Source organism: Nocardia violaceofusca NBRC 14427, from assembly GCF_963869435.1.
GTDB classification, from domain to species: Bacteria; Actinomycetota; Actinomycetes; order Mycobacteriales; family Mycobacteriaceae; genus Nocardia; species Nocardia aobensis.
Genome location: NZ_CAWMPM010000035.1, coordinates 71,953 through 88,007 on the forward strand (window position 1 = coordinate 71,953; position 16,055 = coordinate 88,007).

The 16,055-nt window shown below is 70.2% G+C and carries 15 protein-coding genes; 2 read left to right on the forward strand and 13 right to left on the reverse strand.

Going from position 1 to position 16,055, the window contains the following annotated elements; genetic code table 11:
* Nucleotides 1–170 precede the first annotated feature (170 nt).
* A complete protein-coding gene (locus AC5592_RS27025; RefSeq protein ID WP_063065862.1) occupies nucleotides 171–1,187 on the forward strand; it encodes a phosphatidylinositol-specific phospholipase C domain-containing protein in 1,017 nt (338 codons plus the stop codon).
* A gap of 106 nt (nucleotides 1,188–1,293) precedes the next feature.
* On the opposite strand, the gene holA is transcribed toward AC5592_RS27025, so the two are convergent.
* The 13 genes from holA to AC5592_RS27090 all read right to left on the reverse strand — a co-directional run bounded on the left by holA (nucleotide 1,294) and on the right by AC5592_RS27090 (nucleotide 14,301).
* Nucleotides 1,294–2,268 (reverse strand): DNA polymerase III subunit delta, encoded by a 975-nt coding sequence (holA, locus tag AC5592_RS27030; RefSeq protein ID WP_036499624.1) that lies wholly within the window; start codon nucleotides 2,266–2,268, stop codon nucleotides 1,294–1,296.
* On the reverse strand, nucleotides 2,265–3,932 hold the full coding sequence (locus tag AC5592_RS27035; protein ID WP_232329575.1) for a ComEC/Rec2 family competence protein: 1,668 nt from the start codon (nucleotides 3,930–3,932) through the stop codon (nucleotides 2,265–2,267). The genes holA and AC5592_RS27035 overlap by 4 nt, the downstream gene beginning before the upstream one ends.
* A complete protein-coding gene (locus AC5592_RS27040) occupies nucleotides 3,929–5,158 on the reverse strand; it encodes a ComEA family DNA-binding protein (RefSeq protein ID WP_198163950.1) in 1,230 nt (409 codons plus the stop codon). The genes AC5592_RS27035 and AC5592_RS27040 overlap by 4 nt, the downstream gene beginning before the upstream one ends.
* Before the next feature lie 135 nt (nucleotides 5,159–5,293).
* A complete protein-coding gene (locus AC5592_RS27045; protein ID WP_063000587.1) occupies nucleotides 5,294–6,136 on the reverse strand; it encodes a DegV family protein in 843 nt (280 codons plus the stop codon).
* A gap of 17 nt (nucleotides 6,137–6,153) precedes the next feature.
* Nucleotides 6,154–6,909 (reverse strand): diglucosylglycerate octanoyltransferase, encoded by a 756-nt coding sequence (gene octT, locus AC5592_RS27050; RefSeq protein ID WP_063065894.1) that lies wholly within the window; start codon nucleotides 6,907–6,909, stop codon nucleotides 6,154–6,156.
* Between the two features lie 382 nt (nucleotides 6,910–7,291).
* Nucleotides 7,292–7,933, reverse strand: a complete 642-nt coding sequence (locus tag AC5592_RS27055) for a histidine phosphatase family protein (protein WP_036499638.1) — start codon at nucleotides 7,931–7,933, stop codon at nucleotides 7,292–7,294.
* Nucleotides 7,934–8,064: 131 nt separating this feature from the next.
* Complete coding sequence (rsfS, locus tag AC5592_RS27060; RefSeq protein WP_063065863.1) at nucleotides 8,065–8,469, reverse strand: ribosome silencing factor; 405 nt, start codon at nucleotides 8,467–8,469, stop codon at nucleotides 8,065–8,067.
* The gene (nadD, locus tag AC5592_RS27065) at nucleotides 8,466–9,107 is read right to left on the reverse strand and encodes a nicotinate-nucleotide adenylyltransferase (protein ID WP_083870660.1); all 642 of its coding nucleotides are present in this window, start codon (nucleotides 9,105–9,107) and stop codon (nucleotides 8,466–8,468) included. The genes rsfS and nadD overlap by 4 nt, the downstream gene beginning before the upstream one ends.
* 156 nt (nucleotides 9,108–9,263) lie before the next feature.
* The gene (locus AC5592_RS27070) at nucleotides 9,264–9,851 is read right to left on the reverse strand and encodes a hypothetical protein (protein WP_157122253.1); all 588 of its coding nucleotides are present in this window, start codon (nucleotides 9,849–9,851) and stop codon (nucleotides 9,264–9,266) included.
* Nucleotides 9,852–10,136: 285 nt separating this feature from the next.
* Nucleotides 10,137–10,472 carry an MmcQ/YjbR family DNA-binding protein gene (locus tag AC5592_RS27075; RefSeq protein ID WP_063065865.1) on the reverse strand — a complete coding sequence of 112 codons (336 nt, stop codon included), beginning with the start codon at nucleotides 10,470–10,472 and terminating at the stop codon, nucleotides 10,137–10,139.
* Between the two features lie 15 nt (nucleotides 10,473–10,487).
* Nucleotides 10,488–11,933: a vWA domain-containing protein gene (locus AC5592_RS27080; RefSeq protein ID WP_063065895.1), complete on the reverse strand. Its 1,446-nt coding sequence runs from the start codon at nucleotides 11,931–11,933 to the stop codon at nucleotides 10,488–10,490.
* Between the two features lie 48 nt (nucleotides 11,934–11,981).
* A complete protein-coding gene (locus tag AC5592_RS27085; protein WP_036499607.1) occupies nucleotides 11,982–12,875 on the reverse strand; it encodes an AAA family ATPase in 894 nt (297 codons plus the stop codon).
* A 157-nt stretch (nucleotides 12,876–13,032) separates the two neighbouring features.
* Nucleotides 13,033–14,301, reverse strand: coding sequence for a glutamate-5-semialdehyde dehydrogenase (locus AC5592_RS27090; RefSeq protein WP_063065866.1), 1,269 nt, complete (start codon nucleotides 14,299–14,301; stop codon nucleotides 13,033–13,035).
* Nucleotides 14,302–14,392: 91 nt separating this feature from the next.
* Here AC5592_RS27090 and AC5592_RS27095 point away from each other — a divergent pair, with 91 nt between their 5' ends.
* A complete protein-coding gene (locus AC5592_RS27095) occupies nucleotides 14,393–15,988 on the forward strand; it encodes an MFS transporter (protein WP_063065867.1) in 1,596 nt (531 codons plus the stop codon).
* Nucleotides 15,989–16,055: the final 67 nt, after the last annotated feature.

Below are 16,055 nucleotides of genomic sequence, written 5' to 3' on the forward strand. Positions count from 1 at the left end.
GACGCGGCATGTTCTGCCGCACAACAGCATTCGCAACGCCGCCGTGGCAGAGGATCTGCATCGCAGATGACCACGGCGGCTTTTGTCGTTGATTCACGTCGGCTACCGTTGTCCGCGTGTGGGGTGGGGAGATCAGCCGAAGTACGGGCCTTGTTCTTGCGGTAGCGGCGGTGTCGTGCGCGCTGTCGTCCGGATGCGGGCAGTCGGTCCCGGCCGCGCGACCGGTCGCCGCGGCGCAGTCGGCGCCGGCATCCGCCGCCTCCGGCACCGAGTCGGCCGGCATACCCAAGGCCGCCGCCGTCGGCGCGATCGACCATCTCGATTCCGCGAGCAATCCGGACTGGATGGGCGCGCTGCCCGACAGCACACCGCTCGGCGCGATGTCCATCCCCGGCACTCACGACACCCTGTCGATCCACGGCGGTAAGGCCGGGCCGGCCGTGGTCACCCAGGAGAAGTTCGATACCGGTTGCACCGAGCCCACCTGTGCGTCGGAGCGGACCGCGAGCACCCAGCTCGAGGCCGGTATCCGGGCGCTCGACATCCGTGTCCGGCGCGACGAGGCCGGCAATCTCGGCGTACAGCACGGCAGCTTCTATCAGCAGGCCGGCCTCGACGACGTGCTGCGGGTCACCGGACAATTCCTGGACCGGCACCCGCGCGAGACGATCCTGATGCGGGTGAAGGCCGAATGCACGAACGAGGACAAGACGTTCCAGTGCGAGGACGCGGGCGGGCTACCGCCGGACCCACCACTGCTGGACCGATACCTGAACGCGCATCCGCGGGTGTGGCGACCAGCGGCGTACGGCCCCGTCGCGATTCCCCGGCTGGGTGACGTGCGCGGCACCATCGTCGTCATCCGCGCCGACGGGATCGACGACCGGGGCGTGCCGATCGACGCGCAGGATCTGTGGGACAAACCCACTCGCGAGGACAAGTGGGCGGCCGCCGCCACCCATCTCGCGCAGGCACCGGCTATCGGCACCCAGGCATTGCCGATGGACTTCCTGTCGGCCTCCGGCGTGCCCGACCCGGCGAAATTTCCCCACCGCTACGCCGAATACGAGAACCAGCACGCACTCGACTACCTCCGCTCCCGGCCGGGGACGGCGACCGGCGTAGTGATGGCCGACTTCCCGGGCCCCGCGCTCGTCGGGGAGATCATCGCGCACAACCACCGCTGACTCCGGTCGCAACCTCGGTTTCGGTCGATGCGGCGCGGTGAGCAACCGCCGCGCCAGGCCGGTCGGCGCCTCGCCCGCTCGGCGCGGTGCTCTGTCGGCCCGCGGCTCAGTGCGCGGCGGCGTGCAGGTCCAGGATGCTGGCCAAAGCGTGTTCGAGCGCGAAATCCGTATCGGCCGCACCGCCTTTGACGTCGGCGTTGAGGGCGGCAACCACCTGCAGGGCGCTGCCGATGGTGGCGGCGGTCCAGCCGCGGGCCTGGGTCTGCGCCTTCTTCACCTTCCAGGGCGGCATGCCGAGCTGGGAGGCCAGCGCGAACGGGTCACCGCGACCGGCGGATCCGACCCTCGCGATGGTGTGCACGGAGTCGGCGAGCGCGTCGGCGAGCAGAACGGCCGGGACGCCGCGGTCGGTCGCCCAGCGCAATGCCTCCATGGCCGCGGGCCGGTCACCGGCGACGGCCAGATCGGCGACCTCGAATCCGGTGACCTCGGCGCGACCGGAGTAGTACCGGCGCACCGCGTCGACATCGACCTTGCCGCCGGTATCTGCGGCCAGCTGGGAACAGGCCGCGGCCAGCTCGCGCAGATCGGATCCGATGGCCTCCACCACCGCCTGCACCACGTCACCCGAGACGCGGACGCCGGCTGTGCGGAATTCGTTGCGTACGAATTCGTTTCGTTCGTTCGCCTTACTGATCTTGGCGCAGGTATGCACCTCGGCGCCCTGCTTCTGCAGTGCCGGCGCCAGCGCCTTGGCCCGGCCGCCGCCAGAGTGCAGGACCACGAGCACGACTCCCTCGGGCAGATCACCGGCGGCCGCGGTGACCAGCGCCACCGCATCCTTACCGGCCTCCGCGGCGGCCTCGAGGACGATCACCCGATCCTCCGCGAACAGCGAGGGGCTCAGTAGTTCGGCCAGTTCGGCGGAGCTCGCATCGCCCGCCCGCAGCCGATCCACCGGCATCGCGTCGGGATCGTTGGTCGCGGCCCGCGCCTGCGCCACGATCGAGGCGACCGCCCGTTCGATGAGCAGTTCCTCCTCACCGAGTACCAGATGTAAGGCAGCCAGGTGATCGGTCACGGGACGATCCTACGGGTGGCCGGTGACAGGTTCACCGACCCGTCGCCGGGTGCCGGTGGCGGCGCCGGACCCGCGGGCGTGCGGGTGTGGCGCGCGCCCACGCGCCCGAGCACCGCGACACCACCGCCGATGAGCGCACCGGCCAGTACCGCACCCCGCACTCCGGCGGGCATCGGCAACGAAATGCCCAGTGCCGCCGCGTGTTCGGCGACGAAGAGCAACCACCACATCGGCGGCTCGGCCAGATTCAGCACCCAGATCGCGGCCGGTTGCCAGCAGCAGGACAGGGCGGCCGCGCCGACCCCGAGCAGCGTGATCGGCGCGACGACGGGTTCGACCAGCACATTCGCCACGATCGCCACCCCGCTGACATGTCCGGTGAGTGCGGCGATGATCGGCGTGGTGACCGCGAAGGCGGCCGCCGCGACACCGAACGCCTCGGCGGCCGGCGCGGGCCAGCCGCGCCGTTCGAGCCATTGCGACCAGCTCGGCGCCAGCAGGATCAGGCCCGCGGTCGCCAGCACCGAGAGGGCGAAGCCGATATCGACCGCCAGTTGCGGTGAGAGCGCGATCAGTACGATCACCGCGGCACACAGGGCCGGCAGCGCCTCTTTCCGGCGTCCCGTCACCATCGCCAGCACCGCGATCGCGCCCATCACGGCCGCCCGCAGTACCGACGGCGACGGCCGCGCCAGAACGACGAATCCGATGAGCGCCAGCGCGGCGAGTACCGCACCCCAGCGCGGGTCGAGCGTCAGAGCTCGGGCCGCGAGCAGGACACCGGCGAGCACGATGGAGACGTTCGTCCCCGACACGGCGACCAGATGCGTGAGATCGACAGCCCGGAAGTCCTCGCGGACGTGATCCGGAAGCCCGGAGATATCACCGTCGATCAGCCCCGGTAGCACTCCGGCCGCGTCCGGTGGCAATGCGCGTTCGGCCGCCTCGGACAGATTCCCGCGCACCGCCGCGGCCGCCGACTGCCACCACGGCCGCGTCCCGACCCGGATCGGCGGTCCCTGCGCCCGCAGCACGGCGACCGTCAGATCACGTCGCCACGGATGATCGAGCCGAGCCCGGACGGTGACGTGCTGCCCCGGCACCAGATCCGACCAGACCCGCTCGGGCATGATCACCGTCACCGCCGCATCGCCGTGTACGGATGTTGCGCCGTAACGGAATTCGCGAATCGTCGCGCGCATCGTCCATTGCCGCCCACCGAAGGAGTGGGCCGGGAGGGGTTTCGGATCTCCGGCCACCATCTCGGCCGTCACCACACTGCCCGCCGCCAGCCGCCCGAGGGGATGGGCGCTCACCCGGTAGGCCTGCCACGACGCCGCCACCCCGAACCCCGCCGACGCCAGCAGCGCGGCCAGCACCACCCACCATGCCGCTCGATGCGAAGCACGGAATCGGCTCCGCGCCAGAATGATTCCCGTTCCGGCCACCGAGAGCCCCAGCCCCGCGCACACCCACATCCCGGCTCGCCACCCCAGCGTGATGCCCGCGATGGTCACGGCCCAGCACCCCAGCGCGGCGGGGAGCAGCCGCGCGTCCAACGGAGTGCCGGCCGCCCCGACCGTCATGCGTTCGACGCCGCCGTGGCCGGAGTTCGCGACGTGTTCGTGCCGGTGCCGAGCGTGCGTCGATTCGCCGCGGTTCACAGGGTGACCTGGTCGCGGAGGCGGTTGAGCTTGGCAGGGCCGATGCCGGTGACTTCGGCGAGCTGGTCGATGCTGGTGAAACGGCCGTGCCGGTTGCGCCAGCCGATGATGGCCGCGGCGGTGGTGGGACCCACCCCGGTCAGGGAGTCGAGATCCTGTTCCGTCGCCGTGTTGAGGTTGACCTTGTGCCCCGGTGGGGAGGCGGCGCCCGACGTCGCAGCCGGATGCGAGGCGCCCGCAACGACCATGCTGCCGAGGCGCGGACCGCTCGCGGGGCCCGGCTCGCCGACGACGATCTGGTCGCCGTCGGCGAGCCGCTGGGCGAGGTTCAGCCCGGCGAGGTCCGCCCCCTCCCGCGCGACGGCCACCGCGACGGCGTCGGCGACCCGTGTTCCTGGTGCGAGATGCAGCAGACCGGGATGTTCGACCAAACCGATGACGCTGACCACCAGATCGCCGCCGGAAGCCGGCGACGGCGTCGCCCGGCCCGGCGGATCGGACCGCACAGCCAGTCCGGGGCCGTCCACCGCCGCGGGGACAGCCGAGGTTTCGGCAGCCTCCGTGCGCACTGCCGGTAGCGGCGCCACCGGCGCCGCGACCGGATCGTCTCGGTGCGCGGCGGCCGCCGCCACGATCACCGCCGCCACACCGGCACCGGCCAGCACCCACACTCCTTTGCGCCCGGGATCCACGCGAACTCCCCGGAATCGCTCCGGAACGAGCCGCTGCCAGATCGTCACCGATCCCACCGGTTCGCTGAGCCACTGCGGAATTCGCGGACTCTCCGGCGCCTCGGGGAATACCACCCCCGCGCCGTTCGCCGCGGGACCTTCGTCGCCGTCCCGACCGTCGCCGTCCCGACCGTCACCGTCGTGTCGCTCGAGGGCTCCCGCACTCGAAGGATGCGACGCGGCGTCGTCGTGCCGCTGCCGGATACGGTTCGGCGAATACGGGCGCCTCGGCCACGTCCCGCCGTGGTCGCCGGCCCGCACATCGGCGGACGGCCCCGATTCGCTACCGCGCATCCGGAAATCACGGCTTCCGGAGGGGCTGCCCGAGGGGTCGCGGCGCTGCTCCGCCGAGTCCGCGGGTGATCGGGCGAGGTCCCACAGCCCGTCGTGGGTCGGGTCACCCGGGCCGGGGGCCAGGGTGCCGAGCGTTGCCGTTCCGGGTGATACGTCGTGCAGTCGCTGCCGCAGTAGGGTCCGATCCTCGTGTCGCGCCATGACGGTGACCGTAAGTGCGCGGCGGGGCGTGACTCGGTGCGCGAACTGGGGTTTCGGAATGTCTGGGGACAGCGGCTGAGCTGTGGACAACCTCCGGCGCGGCGACGAAGTTCGTCGGCCGGCGATGGTAGACGCTCAGCCGCAGCCGCCGGGGACCACCAGAACGCCGACTGCCCCGGTGCCCACGTGCACGCCGAGCGTGGGACCGAATTCGGCGGTCACGAGTTCCCGCATGCCGGGGATGAGTTCGCCGAGCTGTCCGGCGATGGTCGCCGCCGCGGAGGCGGCACCGAGATGCTGCACGGCCACCGCCGCCCCGTCGTCACCGGCCGCATCCACCGCTGCCGCAACGAGTTTCGCGTATGCCTTGGACCGGGTGCGGGCCTTCTCCCGCAGCTCCAGTTTGCCGTCGACGATCTGGAGTATCGGCTTGGTCACCAGTTCGGTGCCGAAGAACATGGCCGCGGTGCTGAGCCGTCCGCCGCGACGCAGCTGCTCGGTCCGATTGACGACGATGAACGTGCGCGATCGCCCGGCGGCGGCGACCGCGGTGTCGTAGACGACGTCCAGCGCCGCACCCGATCGCGCGCGGCGGGCGGCGGCGAGTACGGGCAGCCCGGTGCCCAGGCCCGCGCTCAGCGAATCCACCAGGCGCACCCGGTCGGCGGCATCCATATCCTGCACGGCTTGGCGGCCGGCTTCCCAGGTCGCCGACAGCTGTCGCGAAATATGCACGGCCACGACACCGTCGCCCGCGCTGAGCTCCAGAGCGCGCTCGTAGGCGGCGCGCAATTCACCGGGAGAGGCGGACGAGGTCGTCACCGTGGACGCGCCGTAGTCGATCTCGCAGTCGTCGACGCCCTCGGCGATCGCCCGATCGTCGACCAGCACATGCAGCGGCACCACCACGATGCCCAATTCCGATACCAGTGCGGCGGGTACGCTCGCCGCCGAATCCGTGACCACCACGACGGTCATCGGCTATCCGAACCGATTCATGCACCGGCCTCGACCGAACGCACCTCCGACAGCACCTTCACCATGGCTCGCGCCACCGCCGCATGCCCCTCCCAGCCCCAGTGGATCCCGTCCGGATTCGCCTCGCCCGAGAAGATGTCGTCGCGCACGGCATCACCCAGATCCACCAGCGGCACACCGGTTTTCGCCGACCACTCCTGTAGCGCGCGCACCGCGGGGGCACGCCCCGAGTGCACCTTGCCGTAGGCCTCGCAGTCGTGGACGGAAGGCAGCACCGAGACCACGGGCAGATCCGGCCGCAACTGGGCCAGCGCATGCCGTGACTGTTCCAGGTAGTCGATGCTCACGTGCGGCGGAAGTGCCACGGGGCGACCGAGTTTCGACAGCCGCGGTTGCAGCCACTGATATCCGGTGCGCACCTGCCGGCGCAGCACCGGCGGGCGCAGATACCGGATCATCTCGCGCAGCGCCGTGGGCAGCGGCGAGGGCAGCGTGTCCATGCCGCCCGTGGCGAGGACCACCGCTCCCGCGCGCGGCACCGCGGCCCATACGCGCGGATCGCCGATGAGCGCCCAATAGGCGTCGCGACAGGTCCAGCCGATCCGCGCCACCAATTCGACATCCCAATCGAGTTCCGCGGCAACCAGATTCGGCCAGATGCGCGGATGATCGGCGGGCAGGCCGCCCTTCGGGCCGAAGTACGACAGCGAATCCGCGATCACGACCAGAACCGGTCGCGCCGAAGCCTCGGGTGCGCCGGCCGTATCGCCGATGCTCGGCTGCGCATCCGCGGAGACCGCGTCGGCGTCATCAGCTACCGCCGCACCGCCGGAATCTGAATCGTGCGTAGCGGTGGACGGTGTCGTCTCGGAACCGCCGGGCACGCTGTCTTCCCGTGCGCCCGCGGCCGGTTCCGGATTCTCCTCTGTCTCGGTGGGCGCATCCGCGAGAACGTCCGGCGGACCGGTCGAGCCACCGTCGTCGTCCGCATCACCCGACTCGGAGGCGGCGTCGGATTCCCCGGCCGGGTCGACCGGCGTGACCGGACCGCCGAACAGCGCGTCCGGCAGCCGCCGGACCGGCCCTTCGGATGCCTTGCGCAACAGTTCGTCGGATACCTGCCGGACCGGTTCGTCCCGGTCGTCGGAGGAGCGTTCAGAGGACATCAGGTGCTACCTTCGCCGCCGCATTCCACACATCCAGCCGCCAACCCGGCTGCTCGATGCCCGGACCGTGGCTGCTCAGCTGCACCCAGCTGGTATTGGCCAATCCGCCCAGGATCGGCCATTTGTGCTCGGGCAGTTCCAGCAGCGCGGCGGTCAGGGCTGCGATCAGCCCGCCGTGCGCGACCAGGATGATGGTACGGCCGGGCCAGTCCGCACGCTCGGCGAACAGCTCGCGAACCACCGGCAGCGCCCGCGCGCCGACCTCGAGTTTGCTCTCCCCGCCCGGCGGCGTGACCGTGGGATCCAGCCGCCACGCCTTGCGCGCGCCCGGATACCGAGCGTCCACCTCCAGGTGGTCGAGACCTTCCCAGTCGCCGAGGCTGGTCTCCCGCAGCCGCGCATCCCGCACGACCTCGAGTCCGCTGTGCTCGGCCAGTGCGAGCGCGGTGTCGTAGGCGCGGCGTAGATCCGAGGAGACGATCGCGACGGCGTCCTGGGAAACGAGCTCGCGCGCAGCGTCTTTCGCCTGGCTCCGGCCCAATTCGCTGAGCTCGGTGTCGATCTGGCCCTGCATGCGGTCGGCGGCATTCCATTCCGTCTGCCCGTGTCGCAGCAGGATCAGCCGGCGCACGCCCGGATATTTCGACGCCCGCGAACCCGCTGCCGGCGCAACACTTTCGGACGCGTCGCTCACATCGGAGTCGACGGCGCGTTCCCCGGTCACCTCGGGATCACGCGCGGTCCCTCCTTCGGGTCCGCGGCTCACTCGGGGTCCCCGCTACCACTCGCCTGGGCCCGCGCGGGAGCCTCGAGACCCGGCACCTCGACCTTCGGGCAGTCCTTCCACAACCGTTCCAGCGCATAGAAATTGCGTTCGTCGCTGTGCTGGATGTGCACCACGACGTCGACGTAGTCCAGCAGCACCCACCGACCTTCGCGAGTGCCCTCGCGGCGGACCGGCTTGTGCCCGGCCAGACGCAACTTCTCCTCGACGTTGTCGACGATCGCGTTGACCTGACGCTCGTTCGGCGCGGAGGCGATGACGAAGCAGTCGGTGATCACCAGCTGATCGGAGACGTCGAGGACGACGACGTCGGTCGCCAGCTTCTCGTCGGCGGCCCGCGCGGCGACCCGCGCCATCTCCACCGCCTGTGCCGATGCCGTCATTGACTCACCCTTCCGTTCCCTCCCGGCACGTACAGGTGCCGTTTCGATATGTACTGCACGACGCCGTCGGGAACGAGGTACCACACCGGGCGCCCCTCGGCGGCACGGCGACGGCATTCGCTCGACGAGATCGCCAGGGCCGGGATCTCGATGACGGTGACCGCATCGGCCGGCTGATTTCGCAGATGTCCCTCGAGGTGGTCGACATTCAATTCGTACCCCGGACGGCTCACCCCGACGAACTTCGCCAGCTCGAACAGTTCCGCCCAATCCTGCCATGTCAGGATGCTGGCCAGCGCGTCCGCACCCGTGATGAAGTACAGATCCGCGTCCGGATGCTGATTCTGCAGGTCACGAAGGGTATCGACGGTGTAGGTGGCCTTTTCCCGGTCGATGTCGGCACGGCTGACCGAGAACCGGGGATTGGACGCGGTGGCGATGACCGTCATCAGATAGCGGTCCTCCGCCGGTGAAACCTGCCGCGAGGACTTCTGCCACGGCTGCCCGGTGGGTACGAAGATCACTTCATCGAGGTCGAAGCGGTTGGCGACCTCACTGGCGGCAACCAGGTGCCCGTGATGGATCGGATCGAACGTACCGCCCATCACGCCCAGTTTGCGCCGGCCTGTGTTTTGCACGAATGCCGAGCTTACTGGGCGGGCCCGCGCGGGGTCGGGTCTCGTCGGCCGATCCGGCTCCGGAGTACTCGGGAGATGCCGATTCCGGACCGGTTCAAAGGCGCCGAGACGAGGCCCGTCGCCGCGGCGAGGGAAACGGCGGCGACCCGGGGGTGCTCACCGTGCTCGCCGCGACGAAAGATACGCCCGGACCATCGCGACCGGATTGCGCGCCGAGTGCCGGGAACGCGACGCCGCGTCGACCAGGTCGCCGTGCAGTTCCTCCCACCGGGGTCTACCGGCGACGGCGGCCGCCCCCGCCGCGTAGGCCCGTGCCGCGGCACGGTGGCGGTAACACTGTCCCAAGCACCGCCCGAGCTGCTCGTACAGCACCGCGACCTCTTCCGGCGGATAGGGCAGCGCATCGCAGCCGAGGGCAGCGGCGAACAGGGTGGCCGCGAGGCGATGGTGACCGCTGCGATAGTGGACGCGGGCGGCGAGCAGGGTGTGATGGGCCGCGTCGGCGGCGGAGATGCCGGTCCAGCTCTCGGCCGCAGCGACCGCCGCGGCCGCCAGGTCGTGCTCCCGGCCCGGCTGATTGGCGACCGCCGTCACCACCAGCGAGGACAGCCGCGCGAGTTGTTCACCGGACAGCACACCGCTGCCACAGTCCAAGGCCTGCAGCAACATTCGTTCGGCGGCGGCTGGGCTGGTAGCGAGCAGGGCGGTCGCGGCCTCCGCCAGTTCCCCCGCTCGCAGCCGCATATCGCCCCGCCTCGGCTCCTCCGTCGCGGGCGTCGGTGCCGGGCATGGGGCGGCCGATTCGTAGCCGGAGCGCTCCGAGTCGTGCGGCGGCCCGGAGTCGCGGGGCTCGGTGTCGAGAGGCTCGGCGTCCACGTGGCGGGACATTCGTCGCGCCGCAGGGGCGCTCGGCTGGTCGGCGGGGATTTCGTCGGCGAACTCCCCCGATGGGCACGGCACGCGCGAATGATCGACGGCCCTGCTTGGAAAGCGCTTAACAGCCGCTGACGATGCCGGGCAAACGGCGTGCTATCCCGTCGGCCGCTTGGATTTCGGCAGTTTCGCGACGACCTCGGCGTAGGACTGATCGATCAGTTCGCGCACTTCCGCATCCGACACCGAGCCACCCAGCCGGACCGTGTTCCAGCCGTATCGCCCGATATAGGCGGAGGCGGTGACGTCGTCGGGATGGATATGCACCAGTTCGTCGGCTTCGAGACGGCTGCGCCCACATTTGAGCGTCACCGTCTCCGGGCTGACGAAGGCGAAGATCTTGTCGCCGACCTTCGCGACGACGTCGCCCTCCCAGGGTTCGTCGCGCCACGCTCCCGGCTTGCGGAGGCAGTACCGCAGGATATCGCTCATCGCCGTCCTCGATGTCTAGACCGGAAGCAGTCTGCTCACCACACCGGTCAGCTGGCGCGCCGACCGGCATTCGTGCATCTCGACGACCTCGGCGTAGCGGTTGGCCGCCGAATCACCGGTGCCCCACATCTTTTCGGCCTCCGGATTCAACCAGTGCGCGTGCTTGGCCACCTGGACGAGTTCGCGCAGCGTGTGCAGCGCCGGATCCCGATAGTTGGTGCGGGCGTCGCCGAGAATCAGCAGGGAGGTGCGGCTGGTCACCACGTCGGGCCAATCCTGCGCGAAACCGCGCAGTGCCGCACCGTAATCCGAGTGCCCTTCGAATCCGACCACCTCGGTCTCGGTGAAGATGCGCCGGGTCACCTGGTCCAGCGGCGTGACCTGGTCGAAGATGTGGGTCACCTCGTCCACCTGGTCGACGAACGCGAAGATCCGCACCCGCGAGAATTGCTCGCGCAGCGAATCCACCAGCAGCATGGTGAAACTGGAGAATCCGGCCACCGAACCCGAGATGTCGCACAGCAGCACCAGATCCGGGCGGCCGGGCCGCGGTTTGCGGGTTTGCAGCGTGATCGGCACCCCGCCGGTCGACATGGACTTGCGCAGCGTCTTGCGCAGATCGATTTCGCCGCGCCGGGAACGGCGCCGGCGAGCGGCCAGGCGAGACGCCAGGACGCGTGCCAGCCGTTGCGAACCGCGCCGCAGTTCGGCCAGTTCGTTCTCCGAGATGCGCAGGAAGTCGGCGTCCTCGGCTTGGCGCTGGACACCGTAGGTCGCGACTCGCTCGCGGCCCAGCCGCTCGGCCACCCGCCGCCGGGTCTCGGCCTCGACGGTGCCGCGGAAGGCCTTGACCCGTTCGCGGGCGGCGCGGCGGGCGACTTCGGTGCCGAACTCCGAATTGTTCTGCCCGGCGGCCAATCCCGCGAGGATCTTGCTGATCAGCACCTCGGGCTGCACATCTTTGAGCGTTTGATACGCCGAGAACGACGGCCCGTTCGCCGACTGGTACTGCCCCATCTGCTCGACCATCTGCGCGGCCAGGTTCTGCAACTGCCGGGTCTGGTCACCCGTAGGTTCGGCGGCCAGCATCTCGGCCAGCATCCGCCGCAGTTCGAACAGGTCGATCTCCCCGTCGTCGCGCCGCGGCAGTTCGATATCGTCGGCGCCCGCGCGCTCCCCCAGCGCGGCCGGGAACCACAGCTCGAACAATCCGTCGAAGGTAGCGCGCTGCGTGGGCCGGCGCAGCAGCGCACAGGCCAGGCCCTCGCGCAGCATCTCGCGATCCATCAGATCGACCACGGTGAGCACCCGGCCGGCATCCACCGTTTCCGACGGTCCGACCGGAATTCCCCTGGCGCGCAAGGCCTCCACGAAGCCGACCACATGTCCGGAGAGTCCGTGCGGCGCGGTCTGCCCGGGTGGCGGCGCACCCTGCGCCGCGGACGCGGACCCGCCACGCAATGCCGCGGAGACCAGCGTGCGGGGGGTGGTGCGCTTACCGGACACGGCTCAGGCCAATTTCAGCTCGGCCAGGGCGCGCTGATGGTCGCTCTGGTGTTTGAGCACCACACCGAGCGTCGCACGCACGGTCTTGTCGTCGAGATCCTTCAGGCCCAGGGCCAGCAGCGTCCGGGCCCAGTCGATGGATTCGGCGACCGACGGCAACTTCTTCAGCTGCATCCCGCGCAGCACGTGCACCACGCGGACCAGCTGGGCGGCCACGGCCGGTTTCAGCTCCGGCACCCGGCTGGCGAGGATGCGGCGTTCGAGTTCCTCGTCCGGGAAATCGATGTGCAGGTAGAGGCAGCGGCGCTTCAACGCCTCCGACAGTTCGCGGGTCGCGTTCGAGGTGAGTACCACGAACGGGCGGCGGGTAGCGGTGATCGTGCCGAGTTCCGGGACGGTGACGGCGAAGTCGCTCAGCACCTCCAACATCAGGCCCTCGATCTCGACGTCCGCCTTGTCCGCCTCGTCGATCAGCAGCACGGTCGGGTCGGTGCGCCGGATCGCGGTCAGCAGCGGGCGCTGCAGCAGGAATTCCTCGCTGAACACATCTGCTTTGGTGTCGGCCCAGGCGTTACCCGAATCCGACCCACCGGAAGTCGCCGACTGGATGCGCAGAATCTGCTTGGCGTGATTCCACTCGTACAGCGCACGCGCCTCGTCGATCCCCTCGTAGCACTGCAGGCGAACCAGTTCGGCATCGGCGACCTGGGCAACCGCTCGCGACAATTCGGTCTTGCCGACGCCGGCGGGTCCCTCGATCAGCAACGGCTTGCCGAGCCGGTCGGCCAGGAACACCGAGGTGGCGGTGGCCTTGTCGGCCAGGTAGCCGGTGGTGGCCAGACGGTCGATCACATCGTCGACCGAGGCGAAAATCGGCTCGTGCACGGTCGTCTGCACAGTTGGGCCCTCCTTCGGGAACAGCGCAGCCCACTGCAGGTATGCACCGTAAAGAACAGCTGATCACGACGGTACACACCCGCGGGCCGGGTTCGATACTCCGGTGTCGGCGAGACCACAGGCCGGACCGGGCAGCGACGGGCCGGCCCGGACGGGTTCAGCTCGGCCGAATCTGGCCGTCGCCCCAGACGATCCACTTGGTGGAGGTCAGCTCCGGCAGCGCCATCGGACCGCGGGCGTGCAACTTCTGCGTGGAGATGCCGATCTCCGCGCCGAATCCGAACTGCTCGCCGTCGGTGAACGCGGTGGAGGCGTTCACCATCACCGCGGCCGCGTCCACCCGGGCGGTGAATTCGCGGGCCGCCTTCAGATCGGCGGTCACGATGGCCTCGGTGTGGCCGGTGCCCCACTCGTTGATGTGGTCGACCGCGGCATCGAGATCGTCGACGACCTTGAGCGCGATATCCAGCGACAGATATTCGTCGGCCCAATCCTCGTCGGTCGCGGGAACCAGGCCGGGCAGATCGCCGTGGATGGTGACCTGCGCCTGTTCCAGCGCGCCGATCAGACGCGGGACCGCGGTCTCGGCGATCGCGCGATCGATGAGCACGGTCTCGGCGGTATTGCACACGCTGGGACGGCGGGTCTTGGAGTTCAGCAGAATCGATTCCGCCATCTCGAGATCGGCGGCGGCGTGCACATAGACGTGACAGTTGCCGGTGCCGGTTTCGATGGTCGGGACCCGCGCGTCGCGCACCACCGCGTTGATCAGTCCGGCGCCACCGCGCGGGATCACCACGTCCACCAGGCCGCGGGCCTGGATCAGATGGGTGACGCTGGAGCGATCCTCACTCGGCAGCAGTTGCACCGCGTCGGCCGGAAGGCCCTGGGCCACAAGGGCTTCCCGCATGACCTCGACCAGAGCCGCATTCGACCGCGCCGCCGAGGACGACCCGCGCAGCAGGGCCGCGTTACCGGACTTCAACGCCAGGCCGAAGGCATCGACGGTGACGTTCGGACGGGCCTCGTAGACCATGCCGACCACGCCCAGCGGCACGCGCACCTGCCGGATCTCGAGTCCGTTGGCCAGCGTCGAACCGCGCAGTACCTCTCCGACCGGATCCGGCAGACCGGCGACCTGACGCAATCCGGAGGCGATGCCGTCGATGCGCGGCTCGGTCAGCCGCAGGCGATCCAGCAGCGAGGCCGCGGTTCCGCCCGCCTCCGCGGTCGCGATGTCTTCGGCGTTGGCGGCCAGGACGGCATCCTTGTGCGCGAGCAGCGCATCGGCCGCGGCGTGCAGGGCCGCATCCTTCTGCGCGGTCGTCAGCTGTGCCAGCGTCCGCGACGCCACCCGAGCCCGCCGCGCCGCCTCGTGCACCGCTTCGCGCACGGTATCCACTTCGCCGACAGTTCCAGCAGTCATGGTGAACAGCCTACTGACCGGGTCGCGGACGCCGTCGGCGGATAACCGCCGAACGCGCGCTTGCGTCGGTGCCCACCGCTACCGTGTCCTCATGGTCGCCACCATCCGGTTGTCCTCGGGTTCGGGTCGTTGGGTGCTGCTGGCCACGGTGCTGGGTTCGGGAATGGCGATGCTGGACGCGACCGTGGTCAATGTCGCACTCCCCCGCATCGGTGCGGAATTCGGCGCCTCGATGGCGGGTCTGCAGTGGACGGTGAACGCGTACACGCTCACGCTGGCCGGGCTGATTCTGCTCGGCGGATCGCTGGGTGACCGGTTCGGGCGGCGGCGGATCTTCGTCGTCGGCGTGGTGTGGTTCGCGTTGGCCTCGGCGCTCTGCGGTGCGGCACAAGGTATTCCGATGCTCATCGCGGCCCGCGCGCTGCAGGGGGTGGGCGGTGCGCTGCTGACCCCCGGTTCGCTGGCGATCATCCAGGCGTCGTTCGCGAAATCGGATCGCGCCCGCGCGGTCGGCGCGTGGTCCGGGCTCGGCGGGGTAGCGGGCGCGATCGGGCCCTTCCTGGGCGGATGGCTGGTCGGCGCGGCCGGGTGGCGCTGGGTGTTCCTGCTGAACATTCCGCTGGCCGCGGTGGTGGTGCTGGTCGCGGTGCGGCACGTGCCGGAGACCTACGGTTCCGGCGCGGCCGACGGCTCGGCATCCACCCGCCCGGCTCCCGAATCCGGCGGCCCGGCACACGAGGGGTTCGACGTGCTGGGGGCATTCCTCGCGGCACTGTGCCTGGCAGGCATCACCTATGCGCTGACCATGGCCCCCGAACACGGGAGCAGCCGGACGGCCGTGGTGGCGACGGCGGCGATCGGCGTGCTCGCCGGGGTGGCCTTCGTCGTCGTCGAGCGGCGGCGGTCGGCACGGTACGAGGCGCCCGGGCACCACGGCGGGCCGCCGCCGATGCTGCCGGTCGAGATCTTCGCCTCGCGGCAGTTCAGCGCGATCAACGCCGTCACCTTCGTGATGTACGGCGCGATGGGCGTGGTGTTCTTCCTGCTGGTGCTGACCCTGCAGGTGGTGGCCGGTTTCAGTCCGATGGCGGCCGGGACCGCGATGCTGCCCTCGACCGTGCTGATGCTGCTGTTCTCCGCGCGCTCGGGCGATCTGGCGCAGCGCATCGGACCGCGCATCCCGATCACCGCGGGTGTCCTGCTGGCGGCCGCCGGGATGCTGCTGATGATGCGGATCGGCCCCGACGCCTCCTATGTCGCCGACGTGCTGCCCGCCGCCCTCGTCTTCGGCCTCGGTCTCACCCTGGCCGTCGCACCGCTGACCGCGACCGTGCTGGCGACCGCCGACGAACGGCACGCGGGGGTGGCCAGCGGCGTCAACAACGCTGTCGCCCGAGCGGCCGGACTGCTCGCGGTGGCGGCGATCCCGCCGCTCACCGGCCTCACCGGCGCCGCCTACACCGACCCCGCCGCCTTCGAACACGGATTCCGCGAGGCGATGCTCATCTGCGCGATCGTCATGGCCGCGGCCGCGGCGCTGACCGTGGTCACCGTCCGCGACGACGCGCTGCGGGACGCGAGTCCCGAGGCCACGCCGCAATGCAAGATCAACTGCCCGGTGACCGGCCCGCCCCTGGAGCCCTGGCACGCCGAAGCGACGTCCGGCCCGGTCGGCGACCAGGAATAGGACGCGCACACCGAAAGGGCTGTGCGCGAACGATAGTCGTGGTCGCGTTGTCGACGCTGCCGGTGAA

Bases quoted from the DNA above. Each gene is read 5' to 3' on its own strand.
- AC5592_RS27040 (WP_198163950.1), bottom strand. From the start codon at position 5,158: ATGGCGCGACACGAGGATCGGACCCTACTGCGGCAGCGACTGCACGAC.
- AC5592_RS27045 (WP_063000587.1), bottom strand. From the start codon at position 6,136: ATGACCGTCGTGGTGGTCACGGATTCGGCGGCGAGCGTACCCGCCGCA.
- rsfS (WP_063065863.1), bottom strand. From the start codon at position 8,469: ATGACGGCATCGGCACAGGCGGTGGAGATGGCGCGGGTCGCCGCGCGG.
- AC5592_RS27070 (WP_157122253.1), bottom strand. From the start codon at position 9,851: ATGCGGCTGCGAGCGGGGGAACTGGCGGAGGCCGCGACCGCCCTGCTC.
- AC5592_RS27075 (WP_063065865.1), bottom strand. From the start codon at position 10,472: ATGAGCGATATCCTGCGGTACTGCCTCCGCAAGCCGGGAGCGTGGCGC.
- AC5592_RS27090 (WP_063065866.1), bottom strand. From the start codon at position 14,301: ATGACTGCTGGAACTGTCGGCGAAGTGGATACCGTGCGCGAAGCGGTG.
- AC5592_RS27095 (WP_063065867.1), top strand. From the start codon at position 14,393: ATGGTCGCCACCATCCGGTTGTCCTCGGGTTCGGGTCGTTGGGTGCTG.